Origin of the sequence: Streptomyces exfoliatus, assembly GCF_000725545.1 — a bacterium.
GTDB classification, from domain to species: domain Bacteria; phylum Actinomycetota; class Actinomycetes; order Streptomycetales; family Streptomycetaceae; genus Streptomyces; species Streptomyces exfoliatus.
Genome location: NZ_JNZP01000014.1, coordinates 1 through 21504 on the forward strand (window position 1 = coordinate 1; position 21504 = coordinate 21504).

The following is a 21504-nucleotide window of genomic DNA, read 5'->3' on the forward strand; positions in this document are numbered from 1 at the left end:
GGCCCGAGCAAATGACCCGCGAGACGCCCATCCCAGCATGAGGCCGCTCAACGCGCGGCGGCCGCACCGCGATCAAGATCACGATCTACAGCTGGAGTACTAAGGCAACACCAGTCATCAAATTTCTTCTTCCGCGATTAAGAATTCCACCGTATCCGCCGTCGTGAGCCGTGTTCCACGCGCAGCCTAATACATGGGTCGCGGATGAATTGAGACGTAGATCAAGGTTTGGGTGTGACGGAGCACGGGTATTGTGGAATCCTCGGGGAGTACTTTTTGGCCAAGATCGGCCCGGCGTTCAACTGGTCGTCACTCTCGCGCAATTCCGGCTGCAAACCGTCCAGGGGAAACGCCGACGAGCCGGCGCACGCGCACCGGCTCGTCGGCCCTCCGGAAAACCGGGTCAGTAATCGGTTTTCTCGCCTCTCATTCCGCGGCCCGTGCCACGTGCTCGGCCACGACGGAGACGTGCGGCTCCTCCAGGAGCACGAGGTGGTCGCCGGGCACGTCGACCACCTCGACCCGGCCGGTGGTCAGTTCCCGCCAGCCGTTCGTCGGGTCCTCGTGCAGGCTGTCGGCCGCACCGTGCATCGGTTCGAGCACCCTGGGCAGGGGAGCGGTCGCCCGCAGCAGTACGAGATCCTCGTCGGCCGGCTCCGGCCGGTAGGTGAGCAGCGCGTGCCAGTGCGCCCTGAACATCGCGAAGAGACGGCGCACCGAACTGTGCGAACCCTCCGCCGGCAGGATGCCCGCGGCCGTGGCCCGCTCCACGACGAAGTCGAACTTGCCCTCCGCGTCGAGCCCTTCGGGGATGGCCTCCAGCGGCGCCTCGCCCCCGCGCTCCATCCACAGCAGCTCCCAGAAGAACCATTCGAGCAGTGAGTCGTCGGCGATGTCCGGCCGTTCCCCCGGGGCGAGGGCGATCGGGTCGATGAGGATCAGGGAGGCGACGTCCTCCGGGTGGGTACGGCGCAGCTGCCGGGCCATCTCGAAGGCGATGAACCCGCCGAACGACCAGCCGCCGATGACGTACGGGCCTTCGGGCCGCACCCGGCGGACGGCCTCCAGGTAGCGGGCGGCGATCTCCGGTACGGAGTCGGACGGTTCGACACCCGGGTGGGTGCCGGCGGCCTGCAGCGCGTACACCGGCCGGTCCTCCGGCAGGTGCTCGGCGAGGCGCAGGTAGCAGAGCACGTTGCCGCCCAGCGGATGGACCAGGAACATCGGCGGGCGGCTGCCCGTCGTCCGGATCGGGACGACCGGATCGTAGGCCGCCTGTGCCTCCCGCTCCCGCAGCCGCTCGGAGAGGCCCGCGACGGTGGGGGTGCCGATGAGGGACGACAGCGGGACGTTGACGCCGAAGAGCTTCTCGATCGTCACCACGAGCCGCATCGCGGTCAGCGAGGTGCCGCCGAGCGCGAAGAAGTCGTCGTGCACGCCGACGTCCGGTACGTGCAGGAGCTCGGCGAACACCCCGGCCAGGGCGCGTTCCTGGGCGTCGCGCGGCGCCACCCGGCCCTCGCTCACCCGGGCGACCAGGGCCGTGCGGCGCAGCTGCGCGTCGTCCCGCTTCCCGCTCGGGGTCAGCGGCAGCGCGGGCAGCCACGCGAAGTGCGAGGGCACCATGTAGTCGGGCAGGAGCCCGCGCAGCCGCGCCCTGAGGTCCTCGACCGGTGCCGCGCCCTCCTCGCCGACGAGGAAGGCCGCGAGGAAGGCGTCGGCGCCGTCACGGTGGCGGGCCACGACCGCGACCTCGCGGACGCCGGGGTACTCGTCGGCCAGTTTGGTCAACGCCAGCTCCACCTCGGCGAGTTCGACGCGGAAGCCGCGTACCTTCACCTGGGAGTCCTCCCGGCCCAGCCAGACGAGGTCGCCGCTCGGCAGGAGGCGGGCCAGGTCGCCGGTGCGGTACAGGCGCTCGCCCGGCTCCCCGTAGGGGTGGGGCACGAAGCGCTCGTCGGTGAGATCGGGGCGCCCCAGGTAGCCCTGTGCCAGGCAGACCCCGCCGATGTGGATGACGCCCTTCGCGCCGGGCGGCACGGGCCGCATGCCGGCGTCGAGCACGTACAGGTCGATGCCGTCCAGAGGCCTGCCGATCGGCGGCAGCGCGGGGAACTCCGCCGGGTCGCCGGTCATCGTGAAGGCGGTGAGGAGATGGGTCTCGGTGGGGCCGTACTGGTTCTCGAGGACCGTTCCCGGCACCGCGGCGCAGAAGCGGCGGATCTCGTCGGTGACGCGCAGTTGCTCGCCGGAGGAGACGATCACGCGCAACGCGGCGGGGCGGATGCCGAGTGCCTCGGACGCCTCCGCGAGCTGCTGGAGGGCGACGTAGGGCAGGAACACCCGCTCGACCGCCTCCCGTTCGAGGAGCCGGAGGAGCGCCGGCATGTCCCGCCGCTCCTCCTCGCGGACGAGCTGGAGCGTGCCGCCGCCGCACAGCGTCGAGTAGATCTCCTGGAAGGAGACGTCGAAGCTCAGCGGCGCGAACTGCAGCGTCCTGCCGCCTGCTGCCCCGCTCGCCGCCGGGATCTGCCACTCCATGTAGGAGGCGAGCGTCCGGTGCGGCAGCATGACGCCCTTCGGCTCGCCCGTCGACCCGGACGTGAACAGGATGTACGCGGTCGTCTCCCCGGTGACCTCGGGCAGCGCCACCGGCTCCAGGCCGTCGTCCGCCGCGAGCGCCTCGTCGAGCGGGAGCACCTCGGCCGCGGGGAAGAGGGCGGCGTGGCGCTCGGGAGCGAGGACCCGGAAGGGATCCGAGCGATCGACCATCAGCGCGAGCCGATCCGCCGGGTACGTCACGTCCAGGGGGACGCAGGCCGCGCCGGCCCTGGCGATGCCGAGCACCGCGGCGACGACCTCCGGTGAGCGGTCCATCGCCAGGCCGATGCGGGCACCGGCGCCCGCGCCCAGGCGCACGAGCCGGCGGGCCACCCGTCCGGCGGCCTCGTCGAGGCGCCGGTACGTCCACCGCTGGTCCTCGAAGGCCACGGCGATCGCGTCCGGCGTCGCGGCGGCCCGCTCCGCGAAGCGGTCGGTGACCAGGGCGGGCAGTTCGGTGCGGGGCGAGGGCGCGACGGCCGGGGCGAGGAAGCCGAAGCCGACGGTCTCGTCCGGCCGCTCGACGATCCGGCGCAGCAGCTCCAGGTACACATGGCCGAACCGCTCGGCCTGGGCCCGGGTGAAGACCCGGCCGTCGTGGTCCATGCGCAGCCAGATCCGCTGGTCGGCGGGGTCGACGACCGCGTTGACCAGGAGCTTGAAGTTCGTCTCCTCGTAGGTGCGGAAGTCCGTCAGCTCCACGCCGGTCTGGCGCAGCAGTTCGCCGAGGACCCGCGGGTCGACGTAGTTGAAGGCCGACTCGATCACGGTGTCGCCGCCCAGGTCCTCCTGGACGGCGCTGAGGGGGTAGTGGCGGTGGGGGTGCGCCTCCTGCTCCTGCAGATGGGCCTCGCGCACCACGTCCAGCCAGCTGCGGGCGCCGGGACCGATGCGGATCGGCGTGGTACCGAGGAACAGGCCGGCGATCCGCTCGGCCCCGTCGAGCTCGGGCCGACCGTGCATGACGAGGCCGGTGACCACGTCGTCCGTGCCGCCGAACAGCCGCAGCAGCAGACAATGCGCCGCGAACAGAACGGACTTGACGGGAACGGACCGCTCCCGGGTGAAGCGGCGCAGCGCCTCGCCGAGACCGTCGGGCAACTCCACCCGGTGCGCGAAGACGCCCTCGGACCCCGGTGCCCCGTACGGACGGAAGCCGTCGAGCTGTACGGGCTCCGCCCCGGCGAGCTTGTGGCGCCAGAAGCTCCGGGCGGCCTCCGAGGCCAGGGCACGCCGCTCGTCGAGCACGTAGTGCGCGGCGGAGGGCAGCGGGCCGTCCGCGACGGGCTCCACGTCCTGCCCGGCCTCGTGCAGATAGTCCTGGAGCAGCTCGCGGACCAGGGTCGCCACGCTCCAGCCGTCGAGGATGGCATGGTGGAAGCTGAGGACGAGCTCCACCGAGTCCCGCAGGGCGTGGGCCCGGAAGAGGTAGAGCGGCGGGCGGTCGAAGTCGTACGCGTGGTGCCGGCGTTCCTCGATGTGGGCGCGGACGGCGGCCTCGGCCTCCTCGGCGCCCGCCTCGCGCAGGTCGACCGCCTCGAACCCGCCGTCGACCCGGGGGTGGACGGTCTGCAGGGGTTCGGAGAAGCCGGCGAGGGAGAAGCCGGAGCGCAGCACCGGGTGACGGGCGACGAGCCTGCCGAAGGCCGTGCGCAGCGCCTCCTCGTGCCACGGGAGACGCAGCGAGTAGCGGAAGACGTCGTGGTAGACGGCAGAGTTCTCGTGCTCGCGGCTGTGGTAGAGCAGGCCGAGCTGGAGACGGGTGGCCGGATAGGCGTCGGCCAGGCCCGCCACGCGGGCCCGGTCCACGGTCGACACCAGGGCGAACGGTTCGAGAAACGCCGTGCTCCCCGGGGCGGCCGAGGTGCGCACGCGTCCGGCGAGCCCCGCCACCGTGGGGTTGAGCACCAGGTCGGCCAGGGTGAAGTGGACGCCCCGCCGCTCGGCCAGGGCGCGGATCCGCAGCATGAGGATGGAGTCGCCGCCCAGGGCGTAGTAGTTCTGGTGCACCCCCACCCGCTCCACGCCCAGTACCTCGGACCATACGGCGGCGAGCGCGGCCTCGACCTCGTCGCGCGGTGCCTCGTCGCCGGCCGCGGCGAGCGTGGGCGCCGGGAGCCGGCGGTGGTCGGTCTTGCCGTTCGGGGTGAGCGGGATCGCGTCGAGCCGCGTGAAGTGGGCGGGGATCATGTACCCGGGCAGGGCGGCGGCGAGGTGGCCGCGCAGCACCGCCGCGTCCAGGTCCTCGTCGGCGGTGTAGTACCCGACGAGGTACGTGCCGCGGTCGGCCGACCGGTGGCCGGTGACGGCCGCCGCCCGCACGCCGGGGCAGGTCGCCAGGCGGTCCCGCACCTCGCCCGGTTCGACGCGGTTGCCGCGGATCTTGACCTGTCCGTCGATCCGGCCCAGGTACTCGATGTCCCCGCTCGCCAGGCGGCGTACGAGGTCGCCCGAGCGGTACATGCGGCCGCCGGGCACGAACGGGTCGTCGGCGAACCTCTCCCGGGTCAGCTCCGGCCGGTCCAGGTAGCCCCGGGCCACGCCGACACCCGCGATGCACAGCTCGCCGGGCGCGCCGACCGGCTGCGGGCCGCCGTCCTGGTCGAGCACGTACAGGCGGGTGTTGTCGATGGGCCGGCCGATCGGCACACGGCCCACCGGCCGCGCGGGGTCGGCGGGGCAGTCGAAGTACGAGACGTCGACGGTCGCCTCGGTCGGCCCGTACAGGTTGACGAGCCGGGGCGCCGCCTCCCCGGCGAAGAGCCGGTTGAAGCGGTCCACCAGGGCGGGCGGCAGCGCCTCGCCGCTGCAGAAGACGTGGTGCAGCGACCTGGTGTCGTCGAGCAGCCCGGGGGAGTCCTCCAGGAGGTCGAGGAAGGTGGCGAACATCGAGGGGACGAAGTGGACGACGCCGACCCGGCGGCGGGCGATAGTGCGCAGGATCTCCCGCGGGTCCTTCTCGCCGCCCGGCGGCAGCAGGGCGAGGGAGGCGCCCTCGACGGCCCACCAGAACAGCTCCCACACCGAGACGTCGAAGGAGACCGGCGTCTTCTGCAGCAGGACGTCGCCCTCGCCGACGGGGTAGCGGCGCTGCATCCAGGCCAGCCGGTTGATCACCGAGCGGTGCTCGACGACCACGCCTTTGGGCTTGCCCGTGGAGCCCGAGGTGTAGATGACGTAGGCCGGGTCGCGCGGGCCGGCGACCGGCTCCAGGGGTGCGTCGGAGGCCCGCGGGAGGTCGTCGACGTCGAGGACGGGCACCTCGCCGCCCAGCACCGTGCCACCCGCCCTGCTGCCGCCCGCCACCAGGACCGCCTTGGCGCCCGAGTCCTCGATGAGGAGGCGGATCCGCTCCGCCGGATGATCAGGCGCCACCGGCGTGTAGGCGGCCCCCGCCTTCAGTACGCCGAGAATGGCGGCCGGCAGGGACAGGCAGCGCTCCATCAGCACCGCCACCCGGTCACCGGGCCCCACGCCCCCGTCCCGCAGCACCCGCGCGACGTGGTCGGCGCGCTCGTCGAGCCCGGCGAAGGTGAGCGACCGCCCGGTGGCGTCGTCGACGACGGCGGTGCGGTCCGGCGTACGGGCGGCCTGCTCCCCGAACAGCCCGTGGAGCGTCCGGTCCGCCGCGTAGTCCACGGCCGTGTCGTTGCAGCCGGCCACGAGCGCCGCCCGCTCGTCGGCGTCCAGCATGGAGATCTCGGCGAGCGGCCGGTCAGGGGCGTCCAGGGTGCGCTCGATGACGGCCTTCAGATGCCGGCCCACCGCCTCGACGGGGAAGTCCTCGTCGAAGACGTCGCAGCCGTAGTCCACGTCGACGAGGAGGTCGCCGACCTCGTCGAGTTCGTTGACGACGACCGCCAGGGCGTCCGTGTCGTGGGCGCGGGCCTGCACCACGGTCCCGTAGGAGAGGCCGGGGATCTCCTGCTGCCGCGGCCAGCGCAGATGGGCGATGGTCACGTCGAACAGGCGGCGCGGCCCGTCACTGCTGTGCAGGGGCAGGTCCCGCAACACGTCGCCCAGGGCGAGCCGCTCGTGCGGCTTGAGGGCGCGGGTGGCGTTGCGGATCTCCGCCACGAGTTCGCCCATGGTCCTGGTGCCCGTCGGACGGGTCACCAGCGGAAGGGTGTTGGCGAAGTGGCCGACCGTACGGCGCTGTTCGTCGGTGGGCCGGTTGAGCAGCGGGACGCCGAGCACCACCTCCTCGGTGCGCAGCACGCGGGAGAGGTAGACGGAGAAGGCGGCGGAGACGAAGGCGAAGACCGAATCACCGCGCTCGCGGACGCGGTTCACCAGGGGCCGTTCGATGACGAAGCTGTGGCGGGCGCTGCGCCGTGCGCCGCTGGCCTCCTTCCGGGGGAAGAACTCGGGGACGACGTCCGCCATGGACTCCCGGAAGAAGTCCCGGTCCGCCCGGTGCTCCCGCGAGGCCCGGTAGTCCTCCTCGGCGCGCACGAAATCGACGTACTGAGGGGCTTCGTCGGTGAGCGGGGCACCGGTGCGCAGCACGTGCGCGTAGTCGGCGCGGACCCGCGTCATGAACAGGTTGAGGCCCCAGGCGTCGGCGACGATGTGGTGGGCCTTGACGTGGGCGTGGACGACGGAACCGGACTCCACGAGGAGGGTCAGCTCGGACGTCCGGCCGCCGCGCAGGTCGAAGGGCCGGTCGAAGGACTCGCGTATCCAGCGACGGCAGGCGGCCGCCGGGTCGGCCTCGGAGCTGAGGTCGACGGTACGGACCTCCGGCACGTCGGCGAGCCACTGGTGGGGCGTGCCCTCCACCTCGCCGAAACGGAGCCGGAACGCGTCGGCGGCCACGGCCGCCCGGTGCAGGCATTCCGCCAGGACGCCGAGGTCGACGGGGCCGCGGAAGCTGTCGTAGATCTGGCAGTTGAACTGAGGGTTTTCCGGAAAGTTCGAGTTGGCCGCCCAGACGTCACGCTGATAGGCCGTCAGCGGAGTACGCGCAATGGCATTCACAAGCTTGGTCCCCTCGCACCAGTCTGCTGATCCGCGCCCGATACTGCCCGGGCGTGCGGAACGCATCCTGAACGCGGGGATCCTGGTAGTCGCAGTACTCGGCTGAACCGCATTTCCGAGGAATGGTTTTCGGTCTTGTCATCGAACGGTTCCGGTTCTTCTCCGGCGCTCCGGCGGCCCGATCGAGGGAAAACGGAGACGAACACCGCATGATTCGCGCCACCGACGTGGAAGCTCACCGCCCGCGGGCCCTTGTGTGATCACGGGAGTGTGTTGTTGCCTCTGGTGCATCGACACCCGCTCAGGTTCGTCAGGCGGGCGGCATGTGGCCGGAAGGCGAGATGCCGGCGATCTTCCGTACGACGATCTTCCGTATCGTGAAGGGATCACCATGACCGAACCTTCGGCGGCCGCCACGGACGAACTGTGGAAACTGGTGTACACCAGCTTCCGGTTCCCGTTCCTGCACGCGGCACAGCGCCTGGAATTGTTCACCCTGCTCAAGGAGCGGCCGGGCAGCACCATCGACGAGATATCCGGCGCGTTAGGACTGGAAAAGCGCGCGGGTCACGTACTGCTGCTCGGCTGTACCGCGTTCGAGCTCGTACGCAAGGACGGCGAGGGATATCACAACACCCCCGCGACCGATCTGCTGGCGGGCGATCCGGGCGCGTTCATGCCCGTCATCATTCGCTACACCCACGAGATGTTGTACCGGCCGATGGGCTGGCTCTACGAATCGCTGGTGAACAACGAGAACCTGGGGCTGCATCGCGAGCTGCTCGCCGGATCCTCGGCGACCACGCTGTACGAACTCCTCGCCGAGGACGAGAACCTCGAGAAGGTCTTCACGGCCATGATGGAGCACCAGAGCCGTTCGGTGGTCGAGGACTTCGTCAACGCCGTCGACTTCTCGTCCTACCGTCGCGTACTGGACGTCGGCGGTGGCACCGGAACCAACGCCATCAGTTTCGCCCAGCGATGGCCGGACCTCCAGGCGACCATCCTGGAACTGCCGAACGTGGCGAAGATGGCGAACGACCGGATCGCCGAGGTCGGTCTTTCCGAGCGGGTGCGCGCGATCGGAACCGACATCATGCAGGACGAGTTCCCCACCTCGTCCCACGACTGCGTCGTGTATTCCCGTTTCCTCGAGATCTGGTCCCCCGAACAGGTCCGCAACCTCTTCGAGAAGACCTACCGCGCGCTGGAACCCGGCGGCCACCTGGTGATCGTCGCCTGCGCCCAGGACGACGACGAGACCGGCCCCGCCCACGCCGCCTTCATGTCGGCGTACGTCCACACGATCGCGTCGCCCGAGGGCCGCGTCTACACGCCGCGGGAATTCGAGCAGTGGTACACCGAGGCGGGCTTCGAACCACTGGACCGCCAGTATCCCGGCCGGTTCGACGTCATCCTCCGCGCCCGCAAGCCGAAGGCCGACTGACTCGGCCCGCACGCCCCCGCACGGCACGTCGTCGCCCAGAGAGTCGCAGAAGCGCTGGCCGGCCGCCTCGACCGGCGGCCGGCCGATAGGAGCGGGAAATGACGCAGCACTCCACACGCAAGGCTCTCGTCGTCGGGGCGGGGATCGGCGGGCTCGCGGCCGCGGCCACGCTGCGCCGGGCCGGCGTCGAGGTCCGGATCTTCGAGCGGGCTCCCGAGCTGCGTCCGGGGACGACGGCGGTCTCCCTGATGTCCAACGCGATCCTCGCGCTGCGCACGCGGGGCATCGACATCGCCCCGAGTCTCGACAAGCGCGCCGAGGTCTTCGACGAGCTGAAGTTCCTCACCCGGCGCGGCGGGCTGATCAGGGCGCTCCCGTTCCGTGAACTCGCGGACCGGCTCGGCGCGTCCAACTACGCCGTCCACCGGGCCGATCTCCAGCAGGCGCTGCTCGACGCGCTCGGAGACGACCTGACCATCGAACTGGGCGCGGCCGCCACGGGGTTCGTCAGCGGCGACGACGGCGTCGAGGTGACGTTCGAGGACGGGCGGAAGGCCTCGGGTGACGTCCTGATCGGCGCGGACGGCTTCAACTCGGCGATCCGCAGGCAGGTGGCGGGCGCCGACGAGCCGCGGCCCGGCAACTACGAGTGCTGGCTGGCGACCGTGCCCTTCCGCCATCCACGGCTGACCAAGGGGTACGCCGCGCACTACTGGGGGCGGGGCCAGCGCTTCGGCCTCGCCGACATCGGCCACGGCCGCGCGTACTGGTGGGGGACGAAGAACGTCCCGGCCGGTGCGGCCGGTGCGTCCGGGACTTCCGGTGTGTCCGGGGCTTCCGGCGGCGGGCGTTCCGGCAAGGCGGAGATCGCCCGCCATTTCGCCGGCTGGGCCGACGAGATCCAGGAGGTGATCCGGGCCACCCCCGAGGAGACGATCGTCCGCATCACCGCCCAGGACCGCCCCTTCCTCCAGCGCTGGGGCACCGGACGCATGACCCTCCTCGGGGACGCGGCGCACCCGATGCTCGTGAGCCTCGGCCAGGGCGCGGCGCTCGCCATCGAGGACGCCGTCGTCCTCGCCGCGCACGTCGAGCAGGCGAAGGACCCGGCCTCGGCCCTGCGCGGCTACGAGGACGAGCGCAGGCCGAGGACCGAGGCACTGGTCGCCGCGGCCCGCGCGCTCAGCGAGACGGAGCAGCTGGAGGGCCTGGTCCCCGCCACGATGCGCGACCTCTACTTCCGGTTCGCGCCCCTGTCCAAGTTCACCAGCCAGAACGAAGCCGTCCTCACCTGGCCCCCGTTGGGGTGACCCCGCGCCCGACCGGACCGCCAGCCGTTTCCGTCGCTCGCCCTCAACGAGTGAGCGGGCGGCGGAGCCGCGACGCGCACGGCGGGTGTCAGTCGATGCTCGCCTTGGCCTCGGGGGCGACCGGCGGGACGTCGGGGTACGGCCGGGGGTAGGGGGCGCCGACGGCGAAGCGGGAGGCGAGGGCGTCGGCGAAGGCCGCGGCGATGCGCAGTTCACCGCGGGCGTTGGGGTGGGTGCCGTCCCACGTGTGCTCGGCGGCGACGAACTCCGCCGCCGTCTCGGCCACCACGACGGGGGAGGAGGGACTGTCGAGGTCCTTGGCGACGGCCCGGATCCGGTCGTTGGTGGCCGCGACCCTGGCACCGAAGTCCGCCTCGTCGACGGCCTTCTGGCACTGCAGGAGGGTGCCGAGCACGAACCGCAGGTCCGGGCGGGCCCGTCGGGAGTTGGCGATGAACTCGCGGAGGTTCGCCTCGAACACGGGCGGCTCGACGCCGTACCAGAACAGGTCGTTGATGCCGAGGAGCACCAGCAGGTAGTCGGGCCGGTGCTCCCGCACCTTGGCCTCGATCTCGTCCTTCTCGGAGAGATAGGGGCGACCCCACTGGGCGTCGTGGTCGGGATCGAACTCCGGGTCGGCGTACGTGAGGTCGCCGTCGCCTTCCTCGGCGGTGCGGATGTTGTCGAGCGTGTTCTTCGGTCCGACGAGGTCGAGGCTCACCTCGTGCTCGCGCAGGTGCTTCCAGAAGCGGTAGCGCCACGTCCAGTCACCGCTGCTGCCGTGGCTGATCGAATCGCCGACGATCATGATGTTGATCATGTCGGGGGTGCGGGCGGGGTCTGCGAGGGACATGCTGTTCTCCCTTGTCGTCACCTGCGGGGTCACCCGGGACCAGCCCCCTGTCGCGCCGTAGCTTCGCAGGACGCGAGCGGGCGCCCCGCCGATGAGGCAGTGGCCGGGGAACTCGCCCCGCACGATCGAGCCCGCGGCCACCGCGACGTTCCGCCCGAGGCGGGTCCCGGGAAGCACGACGGTTCCGGCGCCGATCCAGCAGCCGTCACCGATCACCACCGGGCGGTTCAGGGGCGGCTGGACGCCGATGGGCAGGTCGGGGTCGGTGTAGCCGTGGTTCTGGTCGGTGATGTACGCGTACGGGGCGATGAAGACGTCGTCGCCGATCGTGACGGACTCATGGGCGACGACGTGGCTGCCCCTTCCGATCAGGCAGCGCGCGCCGATCCGGAGGACGGGGTCGGGGCCCAGGTGCAGGCCGGGCAGCAGACCGGCGCTGAGGCTGACATGGCTCCCGACCAGGGTGTCGTCACCGATCTCCATCCACGGCTCCCCGTAGAGGGAGGCCACCGGGAAGCCGATGGACACACCGCGTCCCAGGCGCCGGAAGCGGCGGCCACCCGGATCCTCGGAGGTGAGCCGCCCGGTCCGCTCGGCCCAGGCCCACACGTCACGGACCAGGGAAGCCCGGAGCCGGCGCACCCGAAGGCTGAGACGGCCCTTCACGAGGCCGGCGGCTGGCTGCTGCATGTCCGTCACCCTACGAAGGACACTCCCGGCGGGCTCCCCGGCGGAGCCGCCCGGGTGACGCGAGACCCCCGTCCTCGCCTTTCAGCCGGTCCTGGGGCAGGGCGCTGCCGCCGGCACCGCCGTGTCCGGGCGGCCTTCGACGTCTGCCCGACGCCGGGTGCCGACCCCCGTGAAGGGCGTGCCAGTGCTGACCCGGGAGGAACGCGAGACCCTGCGCTCGTACGGGGAGCGGGCCGCCGAGGCCGGTGTCGGCCTGCGGTCCCTCGTGCGGGCCCACCTCGCCGCGACGCAGCGGGTGCGTCCCGGCCTGGCCGCCGACCGCCGCAGCGCATCTCCTGAGCGCCGTCGAGCAGGCGGTCGACGCGTTCGCCGGGGGCACATGAGCTGGCGCAGCGCCTGGCGGTACGTCAGGAGGAGATCGCGCGACGCGTGTTGATCGACGACCTGCTGTACGGGCGGAGCGATCTCGGGCGCCTCGCGGAGCGCGCCGAACGCTTCGGGCTGCTGCTGTCCCACGCGCATGCCGTGGCCGTCGCCCAGGGCCCGGAGCCGTACAGCGACGGCTACGCGGTCACCCGTACCGTCGAGTCCTCCCTCGTCGCCCGCTTCGGCGACCTGCTCACCACCAAGGACGGCCGGCTGATCTGCGTCGCGCCCGGACGAGCCCGACGTGCTCGCCCGCTTCGCCAAGCAGGCGTACGCCGCGACCGACGGCGGCCGGGTCGCCGTCGGCCGCGCGCACCAGGGCGCGGGCGGCGCCGTCCACTCCTACGGGGAGGCCCTCAATGCCCTCGACATTCGACACGGGCCGCGTCACCGCCCAGGCGGCCTGCCGCCGCAGCCTGCGGGCGCTGTCGATCGAGGCCCCGGGCTTCACCGAAGCGCTGGCGAGGATTCGGTCACGGATTCAAACAAGAGTGAACAGATAAGCGCAGCAGGCTTCTTGACCTGACGTCAGCAGGTTTCTACGCTCGCAGCCGTGGGAGCGTTCCCACACCCCTTGAGCACCCAGGCCCTGCGAGAAGCCGCGTCAGGGCACCCCCATGCCACGGAGGTCATCATGACCGACGCACACCGGAGCCACGGTTCGGCTCCGCGGCCCACCCCCAGGGCGGGGAGCCGGTCGAGGAACAGGCTGCTGCGCGGTGTGACCGCCGCCGCGCTCACCTTCTCCGCGCTCGCCGGACTGCCGCAGACCGCGCACGCGGCCACCGCACGCCAGGTGGAGCGACTCGACCGGGGCCTCACCAGCACGCACACCAGCGCCGGGAACCTGGTGTCGTGGCGCTGGCTCGCCACCGATCCGAACGACGTGGCGTTCAACGTCTACCGCGGCACCGCCAGGCTCAACTCCACACCCGTCACGGCCTCCACGAACTACTTCGACGCCGGAGCCCCCGACTCGGCCGACTACACGGTCCGAGCGGTGGTCAACGGCACGGAGCAGCCGTCCTCCGAGCACGCCCTCCAGTTCCGCCCCGGGTACCTCGACGTGCCGATCTCACCGCCCGCCGGCGGGACGACCCCGGACGGCGTGGCGTACACCTACGAGGCCAACGACGCCTCCGCCGGTGACCTCGACGGCGACGGCAGGCTCGACCTCGTCCTCAAGTGGCAGCCGACCAACGCCAAGGACAACTCGCAGTCCGGATACACCGGAAACACGATCGTCGACGGCATACGACTCGACGGCACCCGTCTGTGGCGCGTCGACCTCGGCCGTAACATCCGCTCCGGCGCGCACTACACGCAGTTCCAGGTGTACGACTACGACGGCGACGGCCGGGCCGAGGTCGCCATGAAGACCGCCGACGGCACCCGGGACGGTACGGGCACGGTCATCGGCAACTCATCGGCCGACCACCGCAACTCCAGCGGATACGTCCTGGCCGGCCCCGAATACCTGACGATGTTCAACGGCCAGACCGGCAAGGCCATGGGCACCGTCGACTACGTCCCCGCGCGCGGCACCGTCTCCTCCTGGGGCGACTCCTACGGCAACCGCGTCGACCGCTTCCTCGCCGGCACCGCCTACCTCGACGGCGCCCGCCCCTCCCTGATCATGGCCCGCGGCTACTACACCCGTACCGTCGTCGCCGCCTGGGACTGGCGGAACGGCCAGTTCACCCGTCGCTGGACCTTCGACACCAACTCCTCCACCAACACCGGCAAGGGCTACGACGGGCAGGGCAACCACAGTCTGTCGATCGCGGACGTCGACGCCGACGGCAGGGACGAGATCGTCTACGGCGCGATGACCGTCGACGACAACGGCGCCGGCCTCTGGACGAACCGGCTCGGCCACGGCGACGCGGGCCACGTCGGCGACCTCGACCCGTCCCGGGCGGGCCTGGAGTACTTCAAGGTCTCCGAGGACAAGTCCAAGCCCGGCTCCTGGCTGGCCGACGCGCGCACCGGACAGGTCCTGTGGCAGACCGCCTCGGGCGCCGACAACGGCCGGGGCGTCGCCGCCGACATCCACGCCGGCAGCCCGGGCGCCGAGGCGTGGTCCGCCTCCGACACCACCCTGCGCTCGGCGACCGGAGCATCCCTCGGCCGGGAACCGTCCAGCATCAACTTCCTGTCCTGGTGGGACGGCGACACCGTCCGCGAACTCCTCGACGGCACCCGCATCGACAAGTACGGCACCTCCGCCGACACCCGCCTGCTGACCGGCTCCGGCGTCTCCTCCAACAACACCACCAAGTCCACCCCCGCCCTGTCCGGCGACATCCTCGGCGACTGGCGCGAGGAAGTCGTGTGGCGGACCAGCGACAACCGCGCCCTGCGGATCTACTCGACGCCCCACCAGACGGACACCAGGATCACCACCCTGCTCCACGACACCCAGTACCGCACCGCCCTCGCCTGGCAGAACACCGCCTACAACCAGCCCCCGCACCCGAGCTTCTTCATCGGCGCGGGCATGCCCACCCCGCCGCGCCCGACCGTCCACACACCCTGAACGACGACGAGGAGATTCAGAGTTCTCCGGCTGCGACTTCCTCACCCCGAGCCCGGGGATCAAGATCCCCGCAAGCTGTCCGACATCGGGCCGCCGCCGACGGCACCGTCTGGGGCGTCAACCGCGCCGGCGGCATCACCGCTACACCGGCGACCGGCAGGACCGACCGAGTCGGCAACGTGACGCGGGCCCCCGGCTGTTGTACAGGCCGGGGGCTTTCCGGCCCTCGTCGGACGGCCGGCCGCGCCGGCTAAGCCGCCAGGAATTCGAGCGCCCGCGCGACGAACCTGTCGTGGTACTGGAAGATCCCGCCGTGCCCGGCGTCGGGGTAGAGGGGTTCGAGCTCGCCCCGGGGCAGCCGGGCCGCCAGGTCCAGGGTGTTCTCGCTCGGGACCATCCGGTCGCTCTCGCCGTTGGCCACCAGAACCGGTTGGTGGATGCGCGACAGATCGGCCGGTGCCTGGAGCCCCCACCGGTGGATGGCCTTGAGCTGGGCGCGGAACGAGGAGATCGAGATGGCCTTGTCGCGGTCGTCCGTACGCTCCTTCAGCCGGTCGAGGAAGGCGTGGGCCGCCCGGCGACCCACAGCGGTGTCGGGGAAGAACAGGTACTGCTTCGGGTCGTTGCGGGTCACGACGCCTCTGAGGATGTCCTTGACGGTGATCCGGGTGACCTTGTCGATGCCGGGGCCTCCCGCCGGGCCCGTGCCCGCGAGGATGACCTTGCGTACGAGCTGGGGTTCCCGCGCCGCGATGACCTGGGCGATGAAGCCGCCCATCGACAGGCCGAGCAGGTCGACCCGGTCGAACCCGAGGGCCCGGACGAACAGCACGGTGTCGCGGGCCATCGCCTCGATGGTGTCGGGCGTGGAGCCGCCGGACGCGCCGACGCCTCGGTTGTCGTAGGTGATCACCCGGCGGCGGGCGGCGAGTCCGTCGACGACGCGGGGGTCCCAGTTGTCCAGGACCGCGGACAGGTGGTTGAGGAGGATCAGTGGCACGCCGTCGGCCGGGCCGAGCTCCCGGTAGACGAAGTCCACACCGCGCACGGACACGGAACGGGTCGGCGTCCTCGCGTACGACGTCGGGGTGGGTGTGGGGGAACTGGACGCTGCGCTCATGACCGGGTCCTAGGGGAGTGCGGGGGTGGGGAGAGCGGGGATGTGCGGGGCCGGCGCTTCTCGTTGTCGTCCGGGGCCAGTGCCGGCGTTCGTTCCCGCCCTCACGTCATCGCGACGACGACCTTGCCGGCCTTGGCCCGTCCCTTTTCGACGTACTCCATGGCCTGGAGGGTCTCGTCGAACGGGAAGACGCTGTCGACGACGGGGCGGATCTTTCCGGCGTCGATGAGGGGGGTGAGTTCGCGCAGCTGGTCGCCACTGGCCTTCATGAACAGGAAGGAGTACGTGACACCGAGACGCTTGGCCTGGCGCCGGGTCTTGGCGCTGAGCGCGGCGATGCCCAGGCGGAGCACCAGGTTCGAGCCGAGTTCGCGGGCGGTGGCCGGGTCGGGCGGGCCCGCGACGGAGATGGCCAGGCCGCCGGGCTTGAGGACGCGCAGGGACTTGGCGAGGTTCTCGCCGCCGAGGGAGTCCAGGACGACGTCGTAGCCGGTGAGGAGTTCGGAGAAGTCCTGGGTGCGGTAGTCGATGACCTCGTCCGCGCCGAGGTCCTTGACCAGGCCGACCTTGGCGGTGCTCGCGGTGGCGGCCACGTGCGCGCCCAGTGCCTTGGCCAGTTGGATGGTGATGGATCCCAGGCCGCCGGCGCCCGCGTGGATGAGGACCTTCTGGCCCGGCTGGACGTTAGCCCGCTCGACCAGGGCCTGCCAGGCGGTCAGCGCGACCAGGGGGAGGGAGGCGGCCTCGGTCATGGTGAGCGTGGCGGGCTTGGGCGCCAGGTCGTCCTGGTGGACGGCGAGGAGTTCGGCGAAGGTGCCGATGCGGTCCTTGTCGGGCCGCGCGTAGACCTCGTCGCCCACCGCGAAGCGGGTGACGGACGATCCGACGCGGACGACGGTTCCGGCGAGGTCGTTGCCCAGGACGAGCGGGAGACGGTAGGGCAGGATCGACTTGAGGTCCCCGTCGCGGATCTTCATGTCCAGCGGGTTGACACTCGCCGCGTCGATCCTGACCAGGACGTCGTTGGCGCCCACCTGGGGGTCGGGTATCTCGGCGGCGCGCATCCCGGCCGCAGCACCGTACTTCTCGACCATGAAGGCCTTCATCGTCATCTCCGTTCCGTTTCCCGTCCGTGGGAGGGGGGCTTCGTTCGTCCCGGGCTTCTCCCAGTACGAGACAGTTTGTGTCGTTTTCTATGGTGTGGCGCGGTGGCACCGCTCACTCGGCCGCGTCCGTCCTCAGGGCCGGGGAGCCTCAGGCGGCGCTCGGCTGCGGCGTGGCGGCCAGGCTCTGCTTGACGAACCGGCTGGTCTCGTCGGCGAGGATCTCGGGCAGGCCCGTCTCGATGCCGTGGAGGGCCTGGGCCGCGACGTCGGAGGCGGCGATCTTCTGGTCGGCGGGGATCTCGGCGGCCATGTCGGTGTCCATGTAGCCGACGTGCAGCGCCGAGACGGCGATGCCGCGAGGCGCCAGCTCGTCGCGGGTCGCACCGGTCAGCGCCCAGGCGGCGGCCTTGGACGCGGCGTAGGAGCCGAGGCCGGCCGGGTGGAACCAGGACAGGGCGGACAGGACGTTGAGCACGGCGCCGCCGCCGTTGCCCTCGATGACGGGGGCGAAGGCGCGGGTCGCGGCGAGCGGGCCGAAGAAGTTGGTCTCCATCTCCCGGCGCACCTCGTCGGTGTCGCTTCCGATCAGCGTCGCGCCGGTGGAGATGCCCGCGTTGTTGATCAGCAGGGTCGCGTCCGACGCGATGCGGGCGGCCTCGCGTATCGATGCCTCGTCCGTCACGTCGAGCCTCAGCGGGATCACGCCCGGCAGGTCGACCGTCTCGGGGCGGCGGGCCGCCGCGTACACCTTCGCGCCGCGCTCCACGAGCTGGGCCGCCAGGTGCCGTCCGAGGCCCCGGTTGGCGCCCGTGACGACCGCGACCGCGTTGTTCAGATCCATGCCTGCTCCTGATCTTCGGCGGGTGCCGTCGAGCTGCCCGCACGGTTTAGATTATGAAACCAATCTAAACACGGGTCTACGATAGATGCCAGTCGACATCCAAATTGGAGGGTGGTCATGGGGCGCGTATCGCAGGCGCAGGCGGAGGAGAACCGCAGGCGGGTGGTGGACACCGCCTCCCGGCTGTTCCGGGAGCAGGGCACTCAGGCGAGCGTCGCCGACCTGATGAAGGCGGCCGGCCTGACTCACGGCGCCTTCTACAAGCAGTTCGCCTCCAAGGAGGCGCTCGTCGACGAGGCCACCGCCCACGCGTTCGGCGAGTTCGCCAGGCGTCGGACCGCGGGGCTCGCGCAGGGCGACGGGCAGCGCGAGGCCGCCCAGCGGGCGCTGATCGACGCCTACCTCTCCGTCGAACACCGCGACGACCCGGCGGACGGCTGCCCGGTCGCCGCGCTCGCCACGGACATCGCGCGCGAAGGCGGAGGGCCGGAGGCCCGGCGTGTCTACGCCGAGGGTGTGGCCGACTTCGCCGACTTCCTCGGCGGTGACGACCAGGACGGCATCGTCCGCCTCTGCACCCTGTTCGGTGCGCTGGTCCTGTCCCGGGCGACCAAGGGCTCCCCGCTCTCTGAGGAGATCCTCGCCGCGGCGCGCGCGGCCATGACGGAAACCGCCTGATCAGCGCCGCGGCGCAGGCGCACAGCCGGTCGCACGGCCGGTCGCGCCCCCGGATCGCACACCCTCGCGGTCGACCGGGCGACCGGATGTGCCCGGGGATCGTACGGCCGACGTCGACGTCGACGCGGCGACAGCACGGCGATCCGCCCCTCCCGGATGTCGCGCCGGACAGCGCTGCCGCTCCAGGCGGAAGGCGCTTGAGGCGCGCGAGGCGTTTGTGAGCGGAAGGTCCGACGACCGTCAGCCCGCCCGTTCCACCGGGGTCGCCAGGACCAGGGGGATCTCCCGGGTCGTCGCGGTCCGGTAGTGCGCGTACGAGGGCATCGCGGCCACCACCGCCGGCCACAGGCGGGCCGACTCGGCCGCCGTGGCCGGCCGGGCCGTCGCGGTGAAGGTGGCCGCGCCGACCTGGAGGGTGACCTCCGGGCTGGCCAGCAGGTTCAGGTACCAGGCCGGGTGGCGGTCCGCGCCCCCGTTGGAGGCCGTCAGGACGTACGCGTCCCCGTCCCGGAGGTATGCCAGCGCCGTACGGCGCAGCAGGCCTGACCTGCGGCCCCTGGTGGTCAGGAGCAGGTCGGCCGTCCCGGGGCGGGGGTGGCCGCCGGTCTCCTCGAAGCGGCGGATGTGGTCGGCGATCCAAGGGGTCGGGTTGTCGTGGATCGCGTCCTTCATGCGGCGGACACTCCCGCGTGCGTCCTGTGCAGGGTCGGGGCTTCGGCCTCGTCCAGCAGCGCGCGGGCGAAGTCCCCGTGCGCGATCCGGCTGTCGGCGGCCGCCGGGGCGAGCACGTATCCGCCCGAGGGCTCGCCCTCGTGGTCGAAGTCGCCTGCCGGGCTCAGTACCGCCCAGTCCAGTGCCTCCGGCGCGCTCGCCCGCATCGCCGCGGTGCCGGCGCCGTGGCCGACGTAGAACTCCCGCCACTCCTGGGGATATCCGGGGGTGTCCATCAGCAGGTCCCCCGACGCGGTGGGCAGTACGGATGCCAGTCCCACGGACACCAGCCGCTTCACCCCGGCGGCCGGGAGTCCCTCCGCGAGGGCGCGGGCGACGGCGGGGAAGAACTCGCGAGGGGCTGCCCCGGGGTCGTACACGGCGACGATCGCCGCGTCGTGCCCGGCCGCGAGCCGCGCCACGGCCGCCGGATCGGTCACGTCGCCGTCGCTCCGCGCGGCCGTCGTGACCTCGTGGCCCCGCCGTCGGGCCTCCGCCACGGCCGCCCGGCCGACCCGGCCGCCGGCCCCGAAGACGATGATCCTGCTGCTCTTCGTTTCCATGGGCCGGAGCGTAGGCCGAGGGCTGGTTTCCGATCGGATACCGCCTTACGGTGTGGATCATGACGAATCCGCAGGCCGGACGGACCGCTCTGGATCCCGAGATGTTCGACCCCGTCTGTCCGTCCCCGCTGGTGCCGTTCCGCGTGGGCGACAAGTGGGCCGCGCTGATCCTGCGGTGCCTGCAGGACGGCCCGCGCCGCTTCTCGGAGCTCAAGGTCCCGCTGCGTGGCGTCACGGCGAAGTCGTTGACCCAGTCCCTGCGCAGGCTGGAGCGGGACGGTTTCGTCGTACGGGAGGAGTACGAGGGCGCGGAGCGTCGTGTCGAGTACGCCCTGACCCCGCTCGGTCTGGGCCTGCTGGGCCCGCTGGACGCCGCCTGCGAGTGGACGCGGGAGCACTGGGACGAGCTGATCGACGCGCGGGAGGCGGGCCTTTCGGGGGCCGCGGATCTTTGACCGATCCAGGGCGCCGGTCGGCGGCACCACCGGACTTCTCGCCCCCGGGCTCAGGCGAGTGCGGTGACCAGCAGGGTGAAGGCGGCGATGATGACGGCGACGCGGACGTAGTGGAAGCGGTCCCAGCGGTTCAGCTGCTCCTTCCAGTCCTCCGGCCGGTTCTCGGGGGTCCACGTCTTGTTCCGGTTGTTGATCGGGACGAGCAGCAGCAACGACATGACCACGCTGAGGATCAGCAGCGCGCCGGCGGTGACGAGGAGTTCCGCGCCGTCCTGGTCCCATCCGGCGACGGCCCAGATCGCGACGAGGACGAGCGAGCCGATGTACCAGAACGGCATGACGGCGCCGAGCATCCGGCCGCCGTGGCTGCGGGCGAGTTGGCTGCTGTCGTCGGGGAGGGCGCTGATGATCGGGTTGACGACGAAGGCGACGGAGAACTCCACCCCCACCATCAGGCCGACGATCACGGTGGTGACGATCTCAAGTGCGTCGAGCATGACGGCCACTCCTCGAATCTAGTGTTGCTAGATGATGGTGCAACGCTAGCCCTACTGCCGCTTGGTTGTCTAGCGGTGCTAGAATCGAATCATGTCGGTACAGGAACGCAAGGAGCGCGAAAGGGCTGTCCGCGAGCTGCTCATCGTGGCGACGGCCCGCGAACTCGCCGAGCAGCAGGGCTGGGACGCGGTCACCACCCGCCGGCTCGCCGAGCGCATCGAGTACAGCCAGCCCGTCCTCTACAGCCACTTCCGTGGCAAGCGCGAGATCATCGGCGCCGTCGCCCTGGAGGGCGCCGCCGAGTTGGCCGTGGCGCTACGGGCCGCGACCTCCGCCGCGGACGGCCCGCGAGCCCGGGTGACCGCCCTCGCCCGCGCCTACCTCGACTTCGCCGAGCACAACCCGGCGGTCTACGACGCCATGTTCCAGCTCGACGGCGGTCTGGCGTTCGCGGACGAGGACACTCCGAAGCCCCTGAAGGACGGCTTCGCCGCCCTCCTGGAGACACTCGCCGAGGTCGCGGGGGACGGAGTGGAACCGGGCCTGTTCACCGAGGTGTTCTGGGCAGCCCTGCACGGACTGGCGACCCTGACCCGGGCGGGACGGCTGCCCGTGGGAGACGCCGAGCGGAGAGCCGAGCTGCTGGTGGACCGCCTCGCCGTGATCTGACGCGCCGTCCCGGCGGG

General features: G+C 71.5%; 14 protein-coding genes and 1 pseudogene. 7 read left to right on the forward strand and 8 right to left on the reverse strand.

The genetic code is table 11. The features are described from left to right. Positions 1-426: 426 nt before the first annotated feature. Entirely contained in the window at positions 427-7581 is a 7155-nt protein-coding gene (locus tag IO20_RS0116985) for an amino acid adenylation domain-containing protein (protein WP_051874516.1), read from the reverse strand. 256 nt (positions 7582-7837) lie between these two features. Here IO20_RS0116985 and IO20_RS0116990 point away from each other — a divergent pair, with 256 nt between their 5' ends. Beyond that, positions 7838-9028: a methyltransferase gene (locus IO20_RS0116990; RefSeq protein ID WP_157850783.1), complete on the forward strand. Its 1191-nt coding sequence runs from the start codon at positions 7838-7840 to the stop codon at positions 9026-9028. Positions 9029-9126: 98 nt separating this feature from the next. After that, positions 9127-10338 (forward strand): FAD-dependent monooxygenase, encoded by a 1212-nt coding sequence (locus IO20_RS0116995; RefSeq protein WP_030551119.1) that lies wholly within the window; start codon positions 9127-9129, stop codon positions 10336-10338. An 88-nt stretch (positions 10339-10426) separates the two neighbouring features. Here IO20_RS0116995 and IO20_RS38060 read toward each other — a convergent pair whose 3' ends face one another. Beyond that, positions 10427-11881 carry a GDSL-type esterase/lipase family protein gene (locus tag IO20_RS38060; protein ID WP_157850784.1) on the reverse strand — a complete coding sequence of 485 codons (1455 nt, stop codon included), beginning with the start codon at positions 11879-11881 and terminating at the stop codon, positions 10427-10429. 157 nt (positions 11882-12038) lie between these two features. Between IO20_RS38060 and IO20_RS38650 the strand changes: the two are divergent. Then, positions 12039-12680, forward strand: a pseudogene (locus tag IO20_RS38650) (CdaR family protein); the annotation flags it as partial. Between the two features lie 261 nt (positions 12681-12941). Continuing rightward, the gene (locus tag IO20_RS0117005; protein WP_030551123.1) at positions 12942-14846 is read left to right on the forward strand and encodes a rhamnogalacturonan lyase; all 1905 of its coding nucleotides are present in this window, start codon (positions 12942-12944) and stop codon (positions 14844-14846) included. A 250-nt stretch (positions 14847-15096) separates the two neighbouring features. On the opposite strand, the gene IO20_RS0117010 is transcribed toward IO20_RS0117005, so the two are convergent. The 3 genes from IO20_RS0117010 to IO20_RS0117020 form a co-directional block, all read right to left on the reverse strand. Further along, positions 15097-15966: an alpha/beta fold hydrolase gene (locus tag IO20_RS0117010; RefSeq protein ID WP_030551125.1), complete on the reverse strand. Its 870-nt coding sequence runs from the start codon at positions 15964-15966 to the stop codon at positions 15097-15099. A gap of 101 nt (positions 15967-16067) precedes the next feature. Beyond that, a complete protein-coding gene (locus IO20_RS0117015; RefSeq protein WP_030551127.1) occupies positions 16068-17072 on the reverse strand; it encodes an NADP-dependent oxidoreductase in 1005 nt (334 codons plus the stop codon). A 148-nt stretch (positions 17073-17220) separates the two neighbouring features. Then, entirely contained in the window at positions 17221-17913 is a 693-nt protein-coding gene (locus IO20_RS0117020) for an SDR family oxidoreductase (protein ID WP_030551129.1), read from the reverse strand. A 117-nt stretch (positions 17914-18030) separates the two neighbouring features. Here IO20_RS0117020 and IO20_RS0117025 point away from each other — a divergent pair, with 117 nt between their 5' ends. Further along, on the forward strand, positions 18031-18591 hold the full coding sequence (locus IO20_RS0117025) for a TetR/AcrR family transcriptional regulator (protein WP_030551131.1): 561 nt from the start codon (positions 18031-18033) through the stop codon (positions 18589-18591). Between the two features lie 240 nt (positions 18592-18831). On the opposite strand, the gene IO20_RS0117030 is transcribed toward IO20_RS0117025, so the two are convergent. After that, on the reverse strand, positions 18832-19263 hold the full coding sequence (locus IO20_RS0117030; protein ID WP_030551133.1) for a nitroreductase/quinone reductase family protein: 432 nt from the start codon (positions 19261-19263) through the stop codon (positions 18832-18834). Next, a complete protein-coding gene (locus tag IO20_RS0117035) occupies positions 19260-19865 on the reverse strand; it encodes an NAD(P)-dependent oxidoreductase (protein ID WP_030551134.1) in 606 nt (201 codons plus the stop codon). Before IO20_RS0117035 ends, IO20_RS0117030 begins: the two co-directional genes overlap by 4 nt. Before the next feature lie 59 nt (positions 19866-19924). Between IO20_RS0117035 and IO20_RS0117040 the strand changes: the two genes are divergently transcribed. After that, on the forward strand, positions 19925-20320 hold the full coding sequence (locus IO20_RS0117040) for a winged helix-turn-helix transcriptional regulator (RefSeq protein ID WP_030551136.1): 396 nt from the start codon (positions 19925-19927) through the stop codon (positions 20318-20320). Between the two features lie 50 nt (positions 20321-20370). Here the strand turns inward: IO20_RS0117040 and IO20_RS0117045 are convergent, their stop codons facing one another. Beyond that, positions 20371-20817, reverse strand: coding sequence for an anthrone oxygenase family protein (locus tag IO20_RS0117045; protein WP_030551138.1), 447 nt, complete (start codon positions 20815-20817; stop codon positions 20371-20373). A 91-nt stretch (positions 20818-20908) separates the two neighbouring features. Between IO20_RS0117045 and IO20_RS0117050 the strand changes: the two genes are divergently transcribed. Continuing rightward, positions 20909-21487 carry a TetR/AcrR family transcriptional regulator gene (locus tag IO20_RS0117050; RefSeq protein ID WP_030551140.1) on the forward strand — a complete coding sequence of 193 codons (579 nt, stop codon included), beginning with the start codon at positions 20909-20911 and terminating at the stop codon, positions 21485-21487. Positions 21488-21504: the final 17 nt, after the last annotated feature.